Origin of the sequence: Parabacteroides faecalis, assembly GCF_022809355.1 — a bacterium.
In the GTDB taxonomy this organism is placed as follows: Bacteria; Bacteroidota; Bacteroidia; order Bacteroidales; family Tannerellaceae; genus Parabacteroides; species Parabacteroides faecalis.
In genome coordinates, this window is record NZ_JAKZMM010000013.1 from 38,050 (window position 1) to 58,852 (window position 20,803).

A 20,803-nucleotide genomic window follows, 5' to 3' on the forward strand; every position below is an offset into this window, starting at 1 on the left:
TGTGAATACCGATAAAGTGGCATGTATTTTAAACGAAAATTAAACATCTAAGGACAAAAACAGCCGCAACCGGCTCTTATATGCTTGAGTTTCCCGATTGCGGCTGGATAATTAATGAATGGGATTTTTATTCAGGAATGATAGTAAATCCCCATTGATAATCTTTGTTTGCAGGCAATGTATATTGTGGTTCCGGACGTGCGCCCCAGCTGTCATAACCACCTACACCTTGCTGTTTTAAATCAATACAAACTTCAACATAATTACGTGGTGTAACATCGTTGATGTGATGTTGACGACGTAGAACGTTTTTAGCTGCTGCTTCATCATGATTAGCAATCTGTTCAGGAGTGAAATTACTCCATTGACGAGGCAGATTAGTCTGTTCTTCATCATCAAAATCTTCGATAGAATTACGTAATGCATTGAATTCGATCAGCTCGTCTGCTACAATCTTTAGTCCTTTTCCCTTGTTTGAGCTAACAGAAACCCAACGAGTATCTGTGTGATGGCCATTTTCTTGCGGACGAACATAAGGGAAATACAAATCTTCAGCTGTAGATTTGTAAAGACCTACCAATGTACCGGCTTTGCGATCCCAGTAGTTTTCTTCAGGTCCGCGACCGAAATATTCTACTTGGTTCATTACGGCCGGCATACGGAAACGAACACCTATTCTCGGAACAGTCAGTTTTGATGCTTCCTTACGAGCTGCATCTCGTCCCGGAGTAAATGTAGCTGTGCGGGTTGCTTCAGATACTTCTGTTTCTGCTTCGTTCATTTCAGTAGAAGTGAAATGTGCTGCAACATGAACGGCTCCACTTGGATAGATTGTATAATCAACAATGTACAGGTTACCTGCCGGTAACAGATAGTTGATAGTCATAATGGCATTTTTTCCATCCATCTTGACTGTTGCATCCGATACATTGAAGTTCTTGCTACTCTGTTTCCATATTTGTTCGCGTTTGGGTTGGCCATTTCCGTAATCATTGTCGGTAGGACCACGCCAGAAGTTCGGTTGTAAACCAAAGCCTTCGCTGAAGTATTCGGTAGAACCGACTTTATAAGATGAAACCAGACCAGTCTTCTTGTTGAATACAAAGTTTACTTTTGAAGAAGAAGCGACGAGTTCATCTCCGTTTTCACTGACTGATAATGCCGGACCTGATGTCTTGAGGTCAGATTTTATAGGTTCTATCGGTAAACGGAATTGTTCGCTGGCGATTTCATGTCCTTCATGTATCAAACCTTCAGGCTGGACGGTTACAACACTGAAGTTAACGAAATACTCAGTATTCTTTTGAGGCTTCAAGCCGGCCATGTTTACTTGCAACTCTTTCGATGTTTGCGGAGCAATGTCCAAAGATACTTTTCCGTGTCTGACAGCTTTACCATTGGCCATAATGGTATAAGTAATCATATAGTCTTTCAGGTTTTTGAAGTAGTATCGGTTGAATACTTCAAAGGAACCATTGGCCAAGTCTTTGGCCGTGATGGCAACGTCCTGATAAACATATTTTACTTCTGCCATTGCCGGATGAGGCGTTCTGTCTGGACCGACAATACCATTACATAAGAAGTTTCCGTCGCTAGGAGCATTTACACCGTAATCTCCTCCGTAGGCATAATAAGGACGACCGTTTGCATCTTTCTCCAGGAATCCCTGATCAACCCAGTCCCAGATATAACCACCTTGCAGATTCGGATATTTATAGATTGCATTCCACTGGTCCAGCAAGCTTCCGGTTGAATTACCCATGGCATGTGCGTATTCAGAAGGAACAACCGGACGGTCACTTCCTTTTTGTCCGATTTCTTCAAACCAGCTGGCTCCTGGGTATTGTGGAACATACATATCTGTATTCCATTCCCACAAAGCCCGTTCGTAATTGACCGGACGATTCATTCCGTCTTTTTCCTTATTCTTGATGTAGAGATAAGTCTGATAGAAATTATATCCGTTACCGGCTTCGTTGCCTAATGACCAGAAGGTTACACTCGGATAGTTCTTATTCCGCTCATACATGTTGATTGTTCTGTCCATGTGCGGTTTGAGCCATTCCGGGTTATTACCTAAGGTTCCGCCTTTGCTCAAACTATAATACATACCGTGTGATTCGATGTTGGCTTCATCATATACATACAGTCCGTATTCATCACACAATTCATAGAATTTCCGGTCTTGCGGGTAATGACACAAACGGACAGAATTGATGTTATGCTTTTTCATCAACTCAAAGTCTTTGCGCATCAACTCGACAGGTACATAGTGTCCGGTTTCCGGATTATGCTCGTGAATGTTAACCCCTTTGAATTTAACCGGCTGTCCGTTAACCAGGAATACGGTATAAGGCTTTCCGTTTCCGGCTAATTCTTTCGTCTGTTTCATTTCGAAGCGGCGGAAACCCACATGATAAGGAACGACTTCCACTGTTTTGTCTCCGTCTTTAATGGTCATCACCATTTTATAAAGATTCGGAATTTCTGCAGTCCAGGTTGCAACATCCGGAATAGATGTTTCAAAAGACGCCGTAGAATTTACAGCCGGACTGACCCAAAGGTTTTTGCTTTCTGTGGCAATGGCTTTGCCGCTTTTATCAAGCAACTCATAAGAAATAGTCAGATTCTTCGCTTTTTCTTCATGATTCTTCAGGTCGATAGCCAATTTGAAGATACCTGTTTTGTATGTATCGTCGAGTGTTGAGATAACCCGGAAGTCTTGAATGGCAGTTTTAGGCTGTGACCATAAATAAACATCACGCTCAATACCGCTCACACGCCAGAAGTCCTGACATTCCAGATAGGAGCCCGTACTCCAACGGAATATTTTTAGGGTAAGAACATTCTTTCCGGGTTTCAGGTATTTGTTGATCAGGAATTCTGCCGGATTTTTGGAATCTTCGCTATAACCAACTTCCTGTCCGTTTACATAGACATACGTTCCTGATTTGGCTCCTGCGATATGTAAGTAAATATCTCGTCCGTCCCAATCTGCCGGGATTTCGATATCCCGCCGATAGACTCCAACCGGATTTTCTTCTGGCAATAACGGTGGTTGCGGATTACGAGCCTTGAATTCGTATCCATGATTGGTATAAATGGCAACGCCGAAACCCTGTCGTTCCCAGTTCCCCGGAACTTGAATGTCATTCCAGTTGTCTGTACTGGTAGAAGGATCGGTAATGTTATCCGGAAGATCTTTGTACGAGTTGACAAAGTAGAATTTCCAGGTTCCGTTCAGTAACTGGTAATACGGACTTTTCTCGTAAGCAAGGGTGAGTGCCGTGTTTTTGTCGGGATACGTCATAAAGGCGCTCCTTGGCGTTTCTTTATTGACGGATACGGTTTGAATATCTTTCCAATAAGGAAGGGAACAAACCGATACGTTGTTCTCTGCATAGACATTTCCGGGACCTAAAACAACCGGGCCGCCTAATGCTCCACACAATAAAATTGTCTTAATGATATATTTCATAACTGATACAATAAAAAAACACAAACTTACCTGTTGTCTGCAAATAAGCTTGTGTTGTTTATAATTAATTCATGTTTAACGGGCAGCGTAGAATGTGTAGTTCTGGGCTACTTCCTGGAAAGCAAGAACTCCTGCCTGACTAAGTTCGACGTTCATTTCCTGGCCATTCGGCAAGTACATAACGACATCGTTAGCTCCATCAAACTTCAACAATTTGTGCATTTCTCCGTTTGATTTAACGCTCCAGCTTTCTTCCTGGCTGTTATAAACCAAATCAATAGCCTTGTCTTCTTCTCCAGCTTTTTCGATGTGATAGCCATCTGCCTTCGTTTCAACGGTGTAGATTCCGTTTTCAGTTTCTACGTTTTGAGTTTTACCGGCATCAGCAACAGGAGAATTGCCTGACCAGAACTCAATAGAGTTCAGTACCAGAATGTCTGACAGAATTGTAATTTCATAAACAGGGATGATATGAAATGCAATAAAGACAAGTTCGTTTACAAATTTACTATTGATACTTTGATTCCAACTTAATAATTTGTTTGTCAGTCCAAATGATCCGATGCAAGACGAAAATGTCATGCTTGCCGCCAGTGTGGCAGCTACAGCTAGTGTAAGACTTTTTTTCTTCATGATATTACTAATTTAGAATGATAATTTGTTGCGAAGATAAAAAAAACTTTGAACTGTTGTATCTTTGCACACACATTTAAAGAAAATAATTATGATTTCAGTTGAAGGTTTACGCGTAGAGTTTGGAGGTTTTACTTTATTTGATGATGTTTCTTTTGTCATTAATAAGAAAGACCGGATTGCTTTGGTGGGGAAGAACGGTGCCGGAAAATCGACCATGTTGAAGATTCTTGCCGGTTTGCAATCGCCTACAGGCGGAGTCGTAAGTATTCCGAAAGAAACAACCATCGGGTATTTACCACAGCAAATGCAACTGAAAGATATCCGGACAGTACGCGAAGAAGCCGAGATGGCTTTTGACCATATTCACGATATGGAACGTGAAATCAATTTGCTGAACGAACAGTTGGCAGAACGGACCGATTATGAATCGGAAGTTTACCATAAGATTATTGATAAAGTAACGCATCTGTCGGAGCAGTTCCAAATGATGGGAGGTAGTAATTATCATGCCGAACTGGAAAGAACCTTGATCGGTTTGGGCTTTTCGCGTGAAGACTTCGACCGCCCGACCAGCGAGTTCAGTGGTGGTTGGCGTATGCGTATCGAGCTGGCCAAACTGTTGCTTCGCCGACCGGATGTGTTATTGCTCGACGAGCCTACCAACCATTTGGACATTGAATCAATCCAGTGGTTGGAAAACTTTATAGCAACCCGGGCCAATGCGGTTATTTTGGTTTCGCACGATAGGGCGTTTATCGACAATACGACTTCACGTACGATTGAAATTGAGCTGGGACATATCTATGATTATAAGGTAAAGTATTCCGATTATGTTGTGTTGCGCAAAGAACGTCGCGAACAACAGTTGCGGGCTTACGAAAACCAGCAGAAGAAATTGGCGGATACTGAAGCTTTCATCGAGCGTTTCCGCTATAAGGCTACTAAATCAACGCAAGTACAATCGCGTATTAAGCAGTTGGAAAAGATCGAACGGATCGAAGTGGACGAGATTGATACGGCGATGCTGAACCTGAAATTCCCGCCTGCGCCTCATTCAGGCTCTTATCCGGTGATTGCCGAGGAAGTTTCAAAGAGTTATGGGGATCATTTGATTTTCGAACATGTCAATCTGACGATCAAGCGGGGAGAAAAGGTGGCATTCGTCGGTAAAAACGGTGAAGGTAAATCTACGTTGGTGAAGTGTATCATGAATGAGATTCCGTTTGAGGGCTCTTTGAAGCTGGGACATGGTGTCAAGATCGGTTATTTTGCACAGAACCAGGCGCAACTGCTCGATGATAATATGACGGTATTTGATACAGTCGATTATGTGGCCCAAGGAGATATCCGGACGAAGATTCGGGATATTCTGGGAGCTTTCATGTTCGGTGGAGAAGCATCCGAAAAGAAAGTTGCGGTCTTGTCGGGAGGAGAGCGCAGTCGTCTGGCGATGATCCGTTTGCTTCTTGAACCAGTCAATTTGCTTATCCTCGACGAGCCTACCAACCATTTGGATATGCGCTCGAAAGATGTCTTGAAGAATGCCTTGAAAGATTTCGACGGAACGGTTATTGTCGTATCGCACGACCGTGAGTTTTTGGATGGTCTGGTTGAGAAAGTCTATGAATTTGGCAACAAGCGGGTAGTAGAACACTTGGGTGGCATTTATGAATTCCTGGAACGGAAGAAAATGCAGAATTTGCAGGAGTTGGAAGTTTCGGCAAACAAAGCAACGGAGGCTGCGGCGGACGAAAATGTGCCGACCCAGAACAAGCTTTCGTATGAGGCCCGGAAAGAACTGAACAAGGCCATTAAAAAGCAGGAGAAACTGATTGCTGAATCGGAAAAGAAAATAGAAGAGCTGGAAACTTCGATTGCCGATTTGGAGGCCAAACTGGCTACTCCCGAAGGCGCTTCGGACACAGCGCTTTATACCCAATATGCCGATTTGAAGAAGGCTTTGTCCGAAACGATGGATCTGTGGACAGAACAGACGATGGAATTGGAAGAAATGCAACAGAATTGATCCGCTAAAACCGGAAGAAATAAGGTGAAATCCCAGCGGAAATGACAAGAAAACAGGATGGTTTTCCAGTCATTTCCGTTGGGTTATTTTTTTGCTTGTATTGAGAGCCTTTCCCGAAGTAGTGGAGATAAAATTCCTTTTCTTCCGGTTAAAAACAGAAGAATTAACTATGAAAACTTTGTTCGCCCAGGGCGAACATATATTCGTCGTTTGTGAATATATATTCGCCCACGCTGAATATGTATTCGGAATCGGCGAATAAAGAAAATATGATAAGCGGATCCAGAAAAGAAAGGCGGGTTGTAAAAAAATATAAGTGACCGGCGGATTATTTTTAAATGGAAATGAGACAATGATAAGGATGTTTTTTATAATTTTGTATGATAATACAAGAATAACACACAAAACTAAAAATATACTTTATGTTGACGCAAATTATAAACGGTAAGATTCTTACCCCGCAGGGCTGGTTAAATAACGGCTCAGTGCTGATGCAGGATAATAAAATTCTGGAAGTAACGAATTGTGATTTAGCTATTGTAGGAGCCAAACTGATTGATGCCAAGGGCATGTATATTGTTCCCGGTGGAGTGGAAATACACGTGCACGGCGGTGGAGGCCGTGACTTTATGGAAGGAACTGAAGATGCTTTCCGTGCGGCTGTGCATGCACATATGTTACATGGTACGACTTCTATATTCCCGACTTTGTCTTCTTCTACAATTCCGATGATACGCGCTGCTGCCGAAACGACTGAAAAATTGATGGCAGAGCCGGATAGTCCGGTTTTAGGCTTACACTTGGAAGGTCATTATTTCAACTTGAAGATGGCCGGCGGACAAATGCCTGAAAACATCAAGAACCCGGATCCGGAAGAATACATCCCGTTGCTTGAAGAAACACATTGTATTAAACGTTGGGATGCCGCTCCTGAACTTCCTGGAGCTATGCAGTTTGGTAAATACATTACTTCAAAGGGTGTGTTGGCCGCTGTCGGACATACGCAAGCCGAATATGAAGATATTCTGACTGCCTATGAAGCCGGTTATTCACATGCAACCCATTTTTATAATGCGATGCCGGGATTCCATAAGCGTCGTGAGTATAAATATGAAGGAACTGTTGAAAGTATTTATTTGATTGATGATATGACTGTCGAAGTAGTGGCAGATGGAATTCACGTTCCGCCAACTATTCTTCGTCTGGTATATAAGATTAAAGGTGTAGAACGTACTTGTTTGATTACTGATGCGTTGGCTTGTGCGGCAAGTGACAGTCAGGTAGCTTTTGACCCGCGTGTCATTATTGAAGATGGCGTTTGTAAGTTGGCAGACCGCTCGGCTTTGGCTGGAAGTATCGCCACAATGGACCGTCTGATCCGTACGATGGTGCAGAAAGCAGAAATACCTTTGGCTGATGCTGTCCGGATGGCTTCTGAAACACCGGCTCGTATCATGGGTGTTTACGATCGGAAAGGTTCTTTGCAACGCGGTAAAGATGCAGACATCATGGTATTGGATAAAGATTTGAATGTACGTGCTGTCTGGGCAATGGGTAAATTGGTTGAAGGAACAAATAAATTGTTCTGATTAACGGATAACAAGCACAATTTGGTAATTAGTTAGGAGAAAGAGGTATGTTGACACAAATAATAAACGGAAAAATATTAACTCCACAAGGTTGGTTGGAAGATGGTTCTGTCTTGATTTGCGACGGAAAGATCCTGGAAGTAACCAATAGTGATCTGGCAGTGATTGGAGCCAAGGTAATTGACGCTAAAGGTATGTATATCGTACCGGGATTGGTAGCCATGCATGTACACGGTGGTGGCGGACATGATTTTAAAGAAGGAACGGAAGAAGCTTTTCAAGCTGCCGTTCAAGCTCACCTGAAGCATGGTGCGACTTCCATTATTCCAACGCTTTCGGCTTCTTCAGCAGATGAAATCCGTAAAGCCGGTGCAGTTTGTGAAGCGATGATGGCTCAGCAGGGTCCGGTACAGGGATTGCATTTGGAAGGTCCTTATCTGAATCGGAAAATGGCGGGAGCATTATTTGCCGATCATGTGAAAGATCTTGATAAAGAAGAATACCATGCCCTGCTGGAAGATATCAAATGTATCAAGCGTTGGGATATTAGTCCGGAATTGGAAGGAGCTATGGATTTTGCCCAATATGTCAAGTCGAAAGGGATAATGCTGGCTGTAACACATACAGAAGCAGAATATGATCTGATCAAGGCTGCTAATGAAGCTGGTTTTACCCATGCGGCACATTTCTATAATGCAATGCCCGGCTTCCATAAACGTCGTGAATATAAATATGAAGGAACTGTAGAAAGTGTTTATCTGATGGATGATATGACTGTCGAAGTGATTGCAGACGGTATGCATCTTCCTTCTACAATTCTGCGATTGGTGTATAAATTGAAAGGCGTAGAAAAGACTTGTTTGGTAACGGATGCCGTTTCTTATGCTGCTTGTGAGCATCCGCAGGTTGATCCTCGCTTTGTGATAGAAGATGGCGTTTGTAAATTGGCTGATCATTCCTCATTGGCAGGAAGTCTGGCTACAATGGATGATCTGGTTCGTACAATGGTGCAGAAAGCAGATATACCATTGGCTGATGCTATCCGGATGGCTTCCGAGACACCGGCTCGTCTGATTGGTATTGATGATCGGAAAGGAACATTGGCGCGTGGTAAGGATGCGGATATATTGATCTTGGACCGGAAGTTAAAGGTAAGAGGAGTTTGGTCAATGGGACACGAAATTGGAGGAACCAATACGCTGGCCTGATCAAATCGAACAGAGAATATAGAATCAAGCTTTCTTCCACAGCGTTGGAAGGAAGCTTTTTTTGTGAATGAAAATAGAATGGAATGAAAAATGTGTTTAATAACATCTGCTTTTAGTGTGGATGGCTTAAATCAAGTTAAATTGATGAGAAAAACAAGCAAACTTGTGTGCTATATAACATAAAAGCTCTATATTTGCACTGTGTTTTTCATGGTATTAGATTTAAGGTTAACAATGGAGATTGGTTGTCGTGAGACAACCTTTTTCTTTTTATAGCCATTCCTGTTTTATCCATAACTTTTCTTTCTTAGAAATAAATCCATTCTCTATATCGGTTCAATCGGGGAAAACTTTCGGTAGTTATTAAATAATATTAAAAGGCATAATTTTTATGCCAATAATGTGTGCTGTAAAACATAAAAGCTCTATATTTGCACTGTGTTTTTCATGGTATTAGATTTAAGGTTAACAATGGAAATTGGTTGTCGTGAGACAACCTTTTCTTTTTTTATATATTCCCATTGTCAGTCTTGTCTTTTACAGAGAATGCCATAAATTAATCTTTTCGTCAGTTCTGGTCAGGAAATTGGGGAATAAATTCTAATTTTGCAGGATTTTTGACTTAAAAACAGAATTCATGTTTGGTAGGATAAAAAATATACCGAAGAAGATATGCAAGAAAGACGGTTTCTTTACCTTTATGCGTGCTCAGTTTACCTCGCAGATATCTAGTGCAACCGACTTTCTGGTAACTATTGTTTTGGCTAAAGCTTTTGACGTTTATTATGTGGTTGCAACAAGTTTGGGAGCTGTTGCCGGAGGAATAGTGAATTGTACGGTGAATTATTACTGGACATTCAAAAGCAAAGAGTGTAAAAAGAAATATGTCCTTATCAAATATACATTAGTATGGATAGGCAGTATCTGTCTGAATACATGGGGCGTTTACTGGATGACGGAGTCTATTCAACGTGTTCCTTGGGTACAGGAAACACTGGCTCAGTTCTTCGATAATATATTTATTGTATGTAAAGCTGTAGTTTCCTTATTGGTGGGCTGGTTTTGGAATTATAATATGCATCGGATATTTGTATATCGCGATTGTAAATTCCGAATGCCTTTCCAAAAGAAGAAAGACCTGGTGGTGAATACAGAAGTGGAAGAACTGTAAACTTATTCATATGAAACGGATCGTTATTGTTGGAGCTACATCGGGAATCGGAAGAGAGGTTGCTTGCCTTTTCGCCCAACAAGGTTGGATAGTTGGTGCGGCAGGACGCCGGGAAAAAGAACTGAAAGAACTCCAGCTTTTATATCCCCAACAGATCCATACGGAAGTAATCGATATCACTACGGAAGAAGCAACGGCTGGTTTGTCCCGCTTAATTGAATCCTGTGGAGGAATGGATGTGTATTTCCATGTATCAGGTATAGGAAAACAGAACTATTCGTTGAATTCAGCTATTGAACTGGCTACCATCAAGACGAATGGTGAAGGTTTTGTGCGTATGATAACTGCGGCATGGGATTATTTCCGTCAAAAAGGACAAGGACATATTGCTGTTATTAGTTCGATTGCCGGAACCAAAGGACTGGGAGCAGCTCCGGCTTATTCTGCAACTAAGCGATTTCAGAATTGTTATTTGGAAGCGCTGGCACAATTGGCCCGTTTGAATCATTTATCGATTAGTTTAACAGATATTCGTCCGGGATTTGTTGCTACGGATTTGTTGGCTGACGGGAAGAAATATCCGTTATTGATGCAAAAGGAAAAGGTTGCAAGATTGATTGTTCAAGCCATCTTAAAGCGTAAGAAACGAGTTATCCTGGATTGGAAATATGTGATTCTGGTCTTTTTCTGGCGATTGATACCTTCTTCTATGTGGGAACGGCTTCCTATTCGCAATTAATACTTGACTGCTTTTTGGAATGGAAGGTTATCTTTTTATTCATGAGGAAGTTGACAAAACCATAAATGAATAGCCCGATGAATTGAGATATATATTCATTCCAATCTAACAATTCAACCATCCATAATAGAAAAATGAATTGGGAACCGTAAGCACAGATAAAAGCCAGCAGAAAGAAGAGTGCTTGTGGAAGGTAATGTCCTTTCCCGGATTGAAAAATCCAGAATTTGCTCCAGAAGAAATTATTAAGTAAAGCTGCTATATAACCGGCTATGTTTGAGGCTATATAATTAAAGTGTAGCACATCCATCATTAGCCAAACGACTAAAGCCGTGATGAATGCGTTCAATGTACCAATGATAATGAACCGGAGTATTTGCTGGGAATTCTTCATCCATTCATAAATTTCGGTGCAAATATAATCAAAAGATTAGCCTAACCCGAAAAATATCTATACATTTGTCGTTGTATTGGTGAAACAAAAGCTATTTCGGCTTTTGATTTGAAAAGGGAATCCGGTTGAAATCCGGAACAGTGCCCGCTACTGTGACATCTAAAGGTGAAAAGATAAGCACTTTGAAGCCACTATTTCTATAACAGAGGAATGGGAAGGCTATCTTTTTTGATGGAGTCAGGAAACCTGCCATACAAATCAGGAAAAGAAAATGTATCTCGGGATCAGGATCATTTTCAGAAAGGAAAAATAATAGTTTTATGGTAGCAAACAAGGGTAAGATCATTGTCGTTGGTATTGGACCTGGTGGTTTGGACGACATCACGCCGGCTGTATTGACAGCTCTTCGTGAGTCTGATGTAGTTATTGGATATAAGTATTATTTTCAGTTTATTCAACCGTTACTCCGGCAGGATGCCCTTTGCTTGGATTCCGGCATGAAGAAAGAGCAGGAACGGGCACAGGAAGCTTTTCGATATGCCTTGGATGGACATGTCGTATGCGTGATCAGTTCGGGTGATGCAGGAATATATGGCATGACTCCTTTGATTTATGAAATGCGTGAACAGTTGAATGCGACTGTTGAGGTCCTTTCTTTGCCTGGTATCAGCGCTTTTCAGAAGGCAGCTTCTTTATTGGGAGCACCGATTGGACATGATTTTTGTGTGATATCATTGTCTGATTTGATGACACCATGGGATTTGATTGAAAGAAGAATTCGGGCTGCGGCAATGGCAGATTTCGTAACAGCCGTTTATAATCCGAAAAGTCATGGCCGGTATTGGCAACTGTATCGGTTGAAAGAGATATTTCTGCAGGAACGTTGTGGACAGACGCCTGTTGGCTATGTTCGTCAGGCAGGACGACCGGAACAGGAAATTCATACTTGCACATTGGAAGAACTGGATCCGGAGCAGATTGATATGTTTACAGTGCTGCTGATTGGTAATTCCCAAAGTTTCTTTGGTCAGGATGTGCATTCGAACCAGGTGATGATTACGCCTCGTGGTTATTACGGCGAAGAGAAAAACAAGTCGGGTGAATGTGGAATCGGTCAAGACATCATGATCCGGAGTTTCCGGACAATCGAGAAAGAGCTGAAGCATCCGGATATACCATTGGGAAAGAAATGGGCTTTATTGCATGCTATTCATACGACGGCCGACTTTGATATGGAGGATATTCTTTATACGGATCCGAATGCCGTGGAGTGCTTATTCCAGAAATTGAAGGAAGGAGCAATTACAACCATTGTCACGGATGTAACCATGGCAGCTTCGGGAATTCGGAAAGGTGCGCTTCAGCGTTTAGGAGTTGAGGTAAAATGTTATCTGAGTGATCCTCGGACAGCCGAAATGGCCAAGGAAAAAGGTATTACCCGTACGCAGGCCGGTATTCGTTTGGCTGTAGAAGAAACTCCGAATGCATTGTTTGTTTTTGGAAACGCACCGACTGCTTTGATGGAATTATGTGATTTGATCCGGAAAGGAAAGACAGAACCGGCTGGTGTCATTGCAGCTCCCGTTGGGTTTGTCCATGTGAAGGAGTCAAAACACATGGTGAAACCGTTTACTTCCATTCCGAAAATTATAGTGGAAGGACGAAAAGGAGGAAGTAATTTAGCGGCTACTTTGGTTAATGCCATTCTTTGTTTTGATGATGCAGAACAATTAAAACCAGGAAGAGACGTATGAGCCGTTTTTATGTAATAGGAATGAACGATTGTCCGAATCCGGACTTTTCGCCTGAAGTCTTACATATCATCAAGTCTCATCGGATTTTCTCGGGTGGTATACGGCATCATGAGATTGTCCGTTCATTGCTTCCCCAACAGGCTGTCTGGATTGACATAAAGAGCCCTATGGATGAGGTGTTCCAGCAGTATGAAAACGTCAATGAAAGTATTGTTGTTTTTGCTTCTGGTGATCCTTTGTTCTTTGGCTTTGCCAATACGATCAAGAGACGACTGCCGCATGCCGGGATTTTTCTTTATCCGGCATTCAATTCATTGCAGATGCTGGCACATCAGTTATTGATTCCGTATCATGATATGCGTATTGTTTCATTGACCGGGCGTCCGTGGCATGAATTGGATCGTGCCCTGATAGAACGTTCGTCAAAGATTGGAGTTTTAACAGATCATGTTCATACGCCGGCACAAATAGCCAGACGCATGCTTGAATATGGTTATTCAATGTATGTGATGTATGTAGGAACTAATCTGGGAAATCCGGATAAGCAGAGTATCCGTAAGTTCTCGCTTCAACAGGCTGCTACGGAATCTTATCAGACGCCCAATTGTGTGATCTTGGAACAAGAGGGACAACTTTTGCCCCGTCCGTTTGGAATTCCGGATGCGTCTTTTGAGCATCTGGATGGACGTACTCGGATGATTACCAAGATGCCGGTCCGGTTACTTTCTTTAAGTTTGTTGGATTTACATGATAAGACGAATTTATGGGATATCGGTTTCTGTACAGGTTCGGTTTCCATAGAAGCTAAGTTGCAATTTCCTCATTTACATATTACGGCTTTTGAAGTGAGAACGGAAGGAGCTGAGTTGATGGATGTAAATTCTCACCGTTTCGGAACACCGGGCATAGAAGCGATAATAACTGATTTCATGACGTATGATGTTTCTTCTTTAGATTCTCCGGATGCGGTCTTTATTGGTGGTCATGGAGGAAAATTACCAGAAATGCTCCGGAAGGTTTCATCATGTTTGGCGGAGCGCGGAACAATCGTATTTAATTCCGTATCAGAGGAGAGTCTGTTACTGTTTAAGAATACGTTGCTGGCTATCGGATTTGAATGTAAAGAGGAAATCCGAATGGCGGTGGATGATTTCAATCCGATAACGATATGTAAAGCTGAACGAAGTAAAAAATAAGACAAGATGATAAATAAAATAACAATTATAGCTATTTCAGAGAAAGGGAAGGAATTAGCTGAGCGGATATCACGGCACTATGACGAAGTGACGATCTCCCGTTTAGCTGAGGTGGAAAAAGCGTTTTCTTGCTCGGATGCTTTGATTTTTATCGGAGCCTTAGGTATTTGTGTCAGAAGTATAGCACCATATATTCAGGATAAGCATACGGATCCGGCTGTCGTTTGTATAGATACCACTGGAAAGCAGGTGATTTCTGTTTTGTCGGGACACGTTGGTGGTGCAAACGAACTAACGGTTTCGCTAGCTCGCTTGTTGTCGGCTGAACCTGTTATTACAACTCAAAGTGACAATGTCGGTTTATGGGCATTGGATACGTTGCCTGAAAAGTATGATTGGGCATTGGAAGTATTGCCGAAAGGAAATACAACACCAGTTTCAGACGAACAGAGGAACTCTTGGTTGAATCAGGCTATTGCTCTTTTCGTAGACCGGAAGCCAACAGCGCTTTTATTGGAATGTCCAGTAGAAGGTGGTGAATATCTGATAGAAACCTTACCTTCTCATGTGGATTTGTATCAGGATGTTGCGTCGATACCTGTAGATAAATATAGCTTGGTTATTGCTGTAACTCCATGGATTCATGCGTATCCGGCGTTGTGTATCCAATATGTTCCGAAAGTATTGCATGTCGGTATGGGCTGCAAACGGGATTTGCTGGTGGATGTACAGTTGTTAAAAGAAAAGATTCTGACATCTTTGCGAGAACAGCATCTCTCTGAAAAGGCAATTTGTTCGTTGGATTCGGTTGACATAAAAGCAGACGAGAAAGCTTTACTATTGTTGGCAGAAACATGGCATGTTCCTTTTTATACATATCCGGCAACCGAACTGAAGGGAATTGAGGTTCCGACACCATCGGCTGTTGTAGAATCGAATATTGGTATCCCCAGTGTGAGTGAAGCTGCTGCTATCAAGGCTTCGGGAGACGGTTTATTGGTCTTGCCTAAACAGATTTATCATGAAGGGGATGTGCAGTTTACTTGGGCGGTAGCTTTGGACAGTGGAAAACCGAGACAAAAAGGACATATTGAAATCGTGGGTGCCGGACCTGGTGATCCGGAGTTGGTTTCTGTACGGGGAAAACATTTCCTCCAGCGGGCTGATCTGATTCTTTATGCCGGAAGCTTGGTGCCCAAAGAGCTGACTTATTATGCTAAGCCTGGTGCGATAGTCCGTAGTTCTGCCGACATGAATTTGGATGAACAGTTTGCGTTGATGAAATCCTTTTATGATAAAGGAAAACTGGTTGTCCGTTTGCATACGGGTGATCCTTGTCTGTATGGGGCCATTCAGGAACAGATGAATTATTTCGACCAGTATGGTATGGAATATCATATTACTCCGGGTATTTCCGCTTTCCAGGCTGCTGCAGCTGAATTGAAATCTGAATTTACGGTTCCGGAAAAAGTCCAGACAATTATTTTGACCCGCGGTGAAGGACGTACGCCTGTTCCGGAAAAAGAACAGTTGCATAAACTGGCAGCCAGTCAAAGTACCATGTGTATTTATCTGAGTGCTTCTATTGCGGATAAAGTGGAGCAAGAGTTATTACAGCATTATGCTCCGGATACACCGGTCGCTGTCTGCTATAAATTGACTTGGAAGGAACAGCGTATTTTCCGGGGTGAACTAAAAGATTTAGCTCGGATCGTACGGGAAAACCATTTGACATTAACTACGTTGTTGGTGGTAGGAGAGGCGATCGGACATCGGGAAGGTTTGTCTCGTTTGTATGCGGATGAGTTTAAGCATTTGTTCAGGAAGTAAAGACATGATACTGGTTTTTGGCGGAACAACTGAAGGACGATTGGTTGCCCAGGTATTGGAAGAGGCCGGAAAGCCATTCTTATATTCCACGAAAGGAGAGGGACAAGAAATGGAGCTGGTCCATGGCAAACGTCTTTGCGGAGCCATGAATGAAGAGGCTATGGCGGACTGTTGTTCAGAGGCTTCGGTTCGTTTGATTGTAGATGCCGCTCATCCGTTTGCAGTCCAATTACATCAAACGATTGCTGCTGTTGCAGCCCGACTGAGTTTGCCGGTTATTCGTTATGAGCGGAAATATTCTCCAAGGAACCCTGATTTTGTATGGTGTGATGATTATGCAGATGCCATGCAGAAAATGGAATTGGCCGGTGTTTCCCGACTGTTGGCGTGGACGGGCGTGAATACGATTCGTCCTCTTCGACCTTTTTGGTCTGCGCATGAGTCTTTCTTCCGGATATTAAATCGAGAAGATTCCCGGCGAATAGCTTCAGATCAGGGTTTTCCTTCAGATCATTTGCTTTTTTATCAGGAACAATCGGATGAGAGTATGATCAGGCAGGTTTTGCCAGATGCGATTCTGACAAAAGAGAGTGGCAGTTCTGGTTTCTTTGAAGAGAAAACAGCAGTAGCTCTCCAAAAGCATATTCCGGTGTATGTGATCAAACGCCCTGTGCTTCCGGACTCATTTTTGTGTGTCTATGGAGAATTTGGTTTGCGGCGGGAAATTTATCGTTTATTGCCTGACTTTTTTGATTTGCATTGTGGATTGACGACTGGGGCTTGTGCGACGGCTGCTGCAAAAGCGGCTTTGCATAAGATTTTGTATGGAGAGGAAATTCCTTCTATGGAAATCCAGTTGCCTTCAGGAGAACCGGTTGTTTTGCCTGTTGCTTCTGTGGAAGCAGATGAAACAGGAGTGGCATGTTCGGTGATTAAAGAGGCTGGTGATGATCCGGATGTGACAAATGGATGCCGGATCAAAGTACATGTTTCGGTGGTGGATGGAGAAACGGAAGAAGAACCTCTGATTCGTTTTCAAGCAGGTCCGGGTGTGGGAACGGTTACTTTACCCGGCTTGGGACTGGAAGTTGGCGGACCAGCGATCAACCAGACTCCCCGACGGATGATGGAAACGGAACTGCATCGTTTGGTTGTTGCTTCCGGAAGAAAGATTTCTTCTATATGGGTCACAGTGTCTGTGGAGCATGGAGAGGAATTAGCCAAACGTACTTTCAATCCAAAATTAGGTATTGTTGGTGGTATTTCCATTATTGGCACCTCGGGTATTGTACGTCCGTTCTCATCGGAAGCATTTGTGGCTTCTATCCGGAAGGAAGTCCAGGTTGCTAAAGCAGTTGGATGTTCGCAGCTGGTGATTAATTCGGGGGCGAAGAGCGAGCGATATCTAAAGACTTATTTGGCTGATCGGTCTATTCCGCAGCAAGGATTTGTACATTATGGTAATTTTATTGGAGCAACTCTTCAGATTGCTGTTGAGACTGGGTTTCAGCATATCATTATGGGACTGATGTTAGGAAAAGCTGTCAAGCTGGCAGAAGGAGCATTGGATACGCATAGTAAGAAAGTCATCATGAATCGGGATTATTTGCTGCAGGTAGCCGGGAAGACATCCTGTTCAGCGGATATCTTATCTGCAATTCCGTCATTGACTTTGGCGCGTGAGTTATGGCAATTGATCTCTCCCGAGATCTATCCTGAATTTTATCAGATGATCTTGCAGGATTGCTATCGTTCGTGTGCTCCACTTTTGCAGTCAGCACATTTGGAACTGCTTCTTATTTCGGAAGAAGGAAATGTGATTCCATTGGGATAAACGTCTTGGGTTTGTATAGTTGAATTTATCTTTTTATTTTTGTGCCATAATTTAGTTAGTAATCAGGATGGCGTTAAAGCGATTTGGGGTTTCTTTGGAAGACGATTTGTTGGAGTCGTTAGACCAATATGTACTGGAGAATGGTTTTTCGAATCGTTCACAGGCTATCCGTTTCCTAATTGAGAAGAATCTGGCGGAGAAGAAGTGGCTTTGTAATCATATCGTGGCAGGTACGATTATAATCATGTATGACCAGGGGAAAAAGGAGATTGCTTCGAAAATCAATCTGATTGAGCAGGATTATCAGGATGTGATTCTTTCTTCTTCGCAGTATTTTATAAACAAGAATTTCTGTTTGCATATTGCTACGGTGATGGGTGAGGCGCATCGATTGACGGATTTGTCGGATCGTCTGACTACGATTAAAGGTATCAAGCATGGTAAACTGGTGATGAGCCGGGCCGATTGAGCCTTATTTTTTTAGTAATATGGTAACACGTTTTCTTGGAAAGGTAACACAGTGTATATATTTATTAAGAGATAGATGAAAAGAAATGTATTGATTGTAGCAGGCTTGGTTGCTTCGGGTGTTGTTATGGCAGAAACACCGCTGGAAGTAGACAGTTTGATCCATCTGAATAGTTTGGTTGTTTCTGCTAATAAGATTGAGGTAAATCGGAATAGTGTTCCGCTGACTATTTCGGTGATAGGGCGTAGTCAGATTGAAAACAGCAGTGAATCGGCTCTTTTACCAGTACTTTCCGAGCAGGTGCCAGGTTTGTTTGTAACGGAAAAAGGCATTACCGGTTTTGGTGTTTCTACCAATGCTGCCGGTACCATCAATATCCGTGGGGTAGGAAGTGGAAACAAAGTCTTGGTATTATTTGATGGCCAACCACAGTGGGCCGGACTTTTTGGACATGCCTTGCCGGATACTTATGTGGCTTCGGATGTAGAAAAGGTTGAAGTTATTCGCGGACCGGGTTCGCTGTTGTATGGCTCAAATGCTATGGGTGGTGTGATCAATATCATTACGCGTCGGCATCATCAGCAGGGACGTCGTACACAGGCTCGGGTGATGTACGGGTCATATAATACACAGAAATATATGGTGAATAATGGATATAATGTGGGCAATTTCAGTTCTTTTGTCTCGATAAATCATGATCGGACGGACGGACATCGCCCTAATTCTGATTTCCAAATCACCAATGGCTTTGCGAATTTAGGATATCGTTTTAATGATGTTTACCAATTGCGCGGAGATGTAAGTCTGGCAAAGTATAAGTTCCAGAATCCGGGAGAAACATTCAATCCGATTTTTGACAATAAGATGGATGTCTGGCGTGGTACTTCGTCATTGGCTCTCGAAAACCAGTATGAGAAAATGAGTGGGGCAATCCGGCTTTTCTATAACTGGGGGAATCATGAGATTAACGATGGCTATTATACGGGCGAAGATCCCCAGAATTATCTATTCCGATCGACCGACCGGAATTTGGGCGTTCTTTTTTACGAATCTTTCCGGCTCTTTGAAGGGAATAACTTCACGGTGGGTATCGATTATAAAAACTGGGGTGGTCATGCTTGGAATCAGATGAATGATGGTTCTGCAGATCAGGAGATCATTGATAAATCTGTCAACGAAGTGGCTGGTTATGTCATTATGCAACAGGATTTTTTCAATAAACTGGGGGTAAATGCGGGTGTCCGTTACGAACACAACAGTTCGTTTGGCGGTGCTTGGGTGCCACAGGCAGGTTTGACATATCGGCCGTTTGAAGGGAATGTCTGGAAAGCTTCTCTTTCCAAAGGTTTCCGTAGCCCGAATATTCGTGAATTATATATGTTTAAGCCGAAGAATCCGGATCTGAAACCGGAAAATATGATGAATTATGAAATCTCGGTAGGGCAGTCTTTCCTTGACGGACGTTTGTCGGCCGAGGTGACAGCCTTTTACATCGACGGGAAAGATATGATCCGTACGGCTATGATTGATGGCAATCCGCTGAATGTCAATACAGGGGAATTTACCAATAAGGGAGTAGAGGCCGAAGTGAAATACCAGATTCTGCAGAATCTTTCGTTTACGACCAATTATAGTTTTTTGGATCAGAGTGACCCGATTGCAGGAGCTCCTAAACATAAATTCTATGCAGGAGCGACTTATCTTCCAGGGCGTTTCTCGTTCCATCTGGCTGTTCAATCAATTTTTGATCTCTATACAGACGAGGCTTGCACGAAGCAGGAAGATTATACCGTCTTGAATGCCCGTGCTGCTTATCATTTTGGGAAGAATCCGGATAAAGGATTGAATATTTTCGTGAAGGGAGAGAATCTGACGGCTACGCGTTATTCCATTAACGATGGTTTCCCGATGCCTAAAGCTACTTTTATGGGTGGTATTGAGGTAATATTCTGATTTATAGTTTGTTGTGCTGCTACTTTTGTAGTTGGGTAAATTCCTAAAAGTTCAAAAGGTTCAAAAAGTTCAAAAAGTTCACTGTGTCCCCACGGCTGAAACTTTCGGCGTGGTTGTTTAAGAAAGCGTGGTACAAAACAGAAGACAAAGAGAGAAGAGTTTTGTCGGATTGTTTATTGGCAAGATGATTGTTCGTATTACGGAAGCAGGTGTCTGCCGAGAAATGCGAGGATTGTAGTTGTAACAAAAAAAGCTGTGTTGGATGGCTTGTTTCGTATAGATCCGCTGAGGAAATCTCGATGAGCTGTCGGGCTTTGCAAAGCTTCTTATAACTGTACTTATTGTACAAAATACATCTTTCGTTGTCAAGTAGGCAAGTGTTTGCTAGGTCTTTATTCATTGCACCGCAGATTCAGATAATTTCAGGGAGGGCACTGTGAACTTTTTGAACTTTTTGAACCTTTTGAACTTTTGGGAATTTTTGCCATTGAAAATTCTTCATTTCATAGGCAGAAAAAGTGAAAAA

At 42.5% G+C, this 20,803-nt stretch carries 14 protein-coding genes and 1 riboswitch; of the genes, 11 read left to right on the forward strand and 3 right to left on the reverse strand.

The features are described 5' to 3' along the window. Positions 1–127: 127 nt before the first annotated feature. Together MUN53_RS06825 and MUN53_RS06830 are read right to left on the reverse strand one after the other, a co-directional pair. Positions 128–3,478: a glycoside hydrolase family 2 TIM barrel-domain containing protein gene (locus MUN53_RS06825; RefSeq protein WP_243324203.1), complete on the reverse strand. Its 3,351-nt coding sequence runs from the start codon at positions 3,476–3,478 to the stop codon at positions 128–130. Positions 3,479–3,553: 75 nt separating this feature from the next. Continuing rightward, the gene (locus MUN53_RS06830) at positions 3,554–4,111 is read right to left on the reverse strand and encodes a DUF3332 domain-containing protein (RefSeq protein WP_022455909.1); all 558 of its coding nucleotides are present in this window, start codon (positions 4,109–4,111) and stop codon (positions 3,554–3,556) included. A gap of 91 nt (positions 4,112–4,202) precedes the next feature. Here MUN53_RS06830 and MUN53_RS06835 point away from each other — a divergent pair, with 91 nt between their 5' ends. The 5 genes from MUN53_RS06835 to MUN53_RS06855 all read left to right on the forward strand — a co-directional run bounded on the left by MUN53_RS06835 (position 4,203) and on the right by MUN53_RS06855 (position 10,847). After that, positions 4,203–6,140: an ABC-F family ATP-binding cassette domain-containing protein gene (locus MUN53_RS06835; RefSeq protein ID WP_243324204.1), complete on the forward strand. Its 1,938-nt coding sequence runs from the start codon at positions 4,203–4,205 to the stop codon at positions 6,138–6,140. A gap of 422 nt (positions 6,141–6,562) precedes the next feature. Continuing rightward, positions 6,563–7,729: an N-acetylglucosamine-6-phosphate deacetylase gene (gene nagA, locus MUN53_RS06840; protein ID WP_243324205.1), complete on the forward strand. Its 1,167-nt coding sequence runs from the start codon at positions 6,563–6,565 to the stop codon at positions 7,727–7,729. A gap of 47 nt (positions 7,730–7,776) precedes the next feature. Continuing rightward, complete coding sequence (gene nagA / locus MUN53_RS06845) at positions 7,777–8,937, forward strand: N-acetylglucosamine-6-phosphate deacetylase (RefSeq protein ID WP_243324207.1); 1,161 nt, start codon at positions 7,777–7,779, stop codon at positions 8,935–8,937. Positions 8,938–9,574: 637 nt separating this feature from the next. Continuing rightward, positions 9,575–10,108 (forward strand): GtrA family protein, encoded by a 534-nt coding sequence (locus MUN53_RS06850; RefSeq protein WP_022455905.1) that lies wholly within the window; start codon positions 9,575–9,577, stop codon positions 10,106–10,108. Between the two features lie 10 nt (positions 10,109–10,118). Continuing rightward, positions 10,119–10,847, forward strand: coding sequence for an SDR family NAD(P)-dependent oxidoreductase (locus MUN53_RS06855; RefSeq protein WP_243324208.1), 729 nt, complete (start codon positions 10,119–10,121; stop codon positions 10,845–10,847). Here the strand turns inward: MUN53_RS06855 and MUN53_RS06860 are convergent. Then, a complete protein-coding gene (locus MUN53_RS06860) occupies positions 10,834–11,241 on the reverse strand; it encodes a GtrA family protein (RefSeq protein ID WP_243324209.1) in 408 nt (135 codons plus the stop codon). The two genes, MUN53_RS06855 and MUN53_RS06860, sit on opposite strands and share 14 nt — an antisense overlap. A 60-nt stretch (positions 11,242–11,301) precedes the next feature. Further along, positions 11,302–11,509, forward strand: a riboswitch (cobalamin riboswitch). 52 nt (positions 11,510–11,561) lie between these two features. On the opposite strand from MUN53_RS06860, the gene cobJ reads away from it, so the two are divergent. The 6 genes from cobJ (at position 11,562) to MUN53_RS06890 (ending at position 20,277) form a co-directional block, all read left to right on the forward strand. Continuing rightward, complete coding sequence (gene cobJ, locus MUN53_RS06865) at positions 11,562–12,995, forward strand: precorrin-3B C(17)-methyltransferase (protein WP_243324212.1); 1,434 nt, start codon at positions 11,562–11,564, stop codon at positions 12,993–12,995. Beyond that, on the forward strand, positions 12,992–14,191 hold the full coding sequence (gene cbiE, locus MUN53_RS06870; protein WP_243324213.1) for a precorrin-6y C5,15-methyltransferase (decarboxylating) subunit CbiE: 1,200 nt from the start codon (positions 12,992–12,994) through the stop codon (positions 14,189–14,191). Before cobJ ends, cbiE begins: the two co-directional genes overlap by 4 nt. 6 nt (positions 14,192–14,197) lie before the next feature. After that, positions 14,198–16,021 carry a precorrin-4 C(11)-methyltransferase gene (gene cobM / locus MUN53_RS06875; RefSeq protein ID WP_243324214.1) on the forward strand — a complete coding sequence of 608 codons (1,824 nt, stop codon included), beginning with the start codon at positions 14,198–14,200 and terminating at the stop codon, positions 16,019–16,021. A gap of 4 nt (positions 16,022–16,025) precedes the next feature. Next, a complete protein-coding gene (gene cbiD / locus MUN53_RS06880) occupies positions 16,026–17,855 on the forward strand; it encodes a cobalt-precorrin-5B (C(1))-methyltransferase CbiD (protein WP_243324215.1) in 1,830 nt (609 codons plus the stop codon). Between the two features lie 67 nt (positions 17,856–17,922). Beyond that, positions 17,923–18,324 (forward strand): nickel-responsive transcriptional regulator NikR, encoded by a 402-nt coding sequence (gene nikR / locus MUN53_RS06885; RefSeq protein ID WP_243324217.1) that lies wholly within the window; start codon positions 17,923–17,925, stop codon positions 18,322–18,324. A 75-nt stretch (positions 18,325–18,399) separates the two neighbouring features. Beyond that, complete coding sequence (locus MUN53_RS06890) at positions 18,400–20,277, forward strand: TonB-dependent receptor plug domain-containing protein (protein ID WP_243324220.1); 1,878 nt, start codon at positions 18,400–18,402, stop codon at positions 20,275–20,277. The last annotated feature ends 526 nt before the right edge of the window (positions 20,278–20,803 follow it).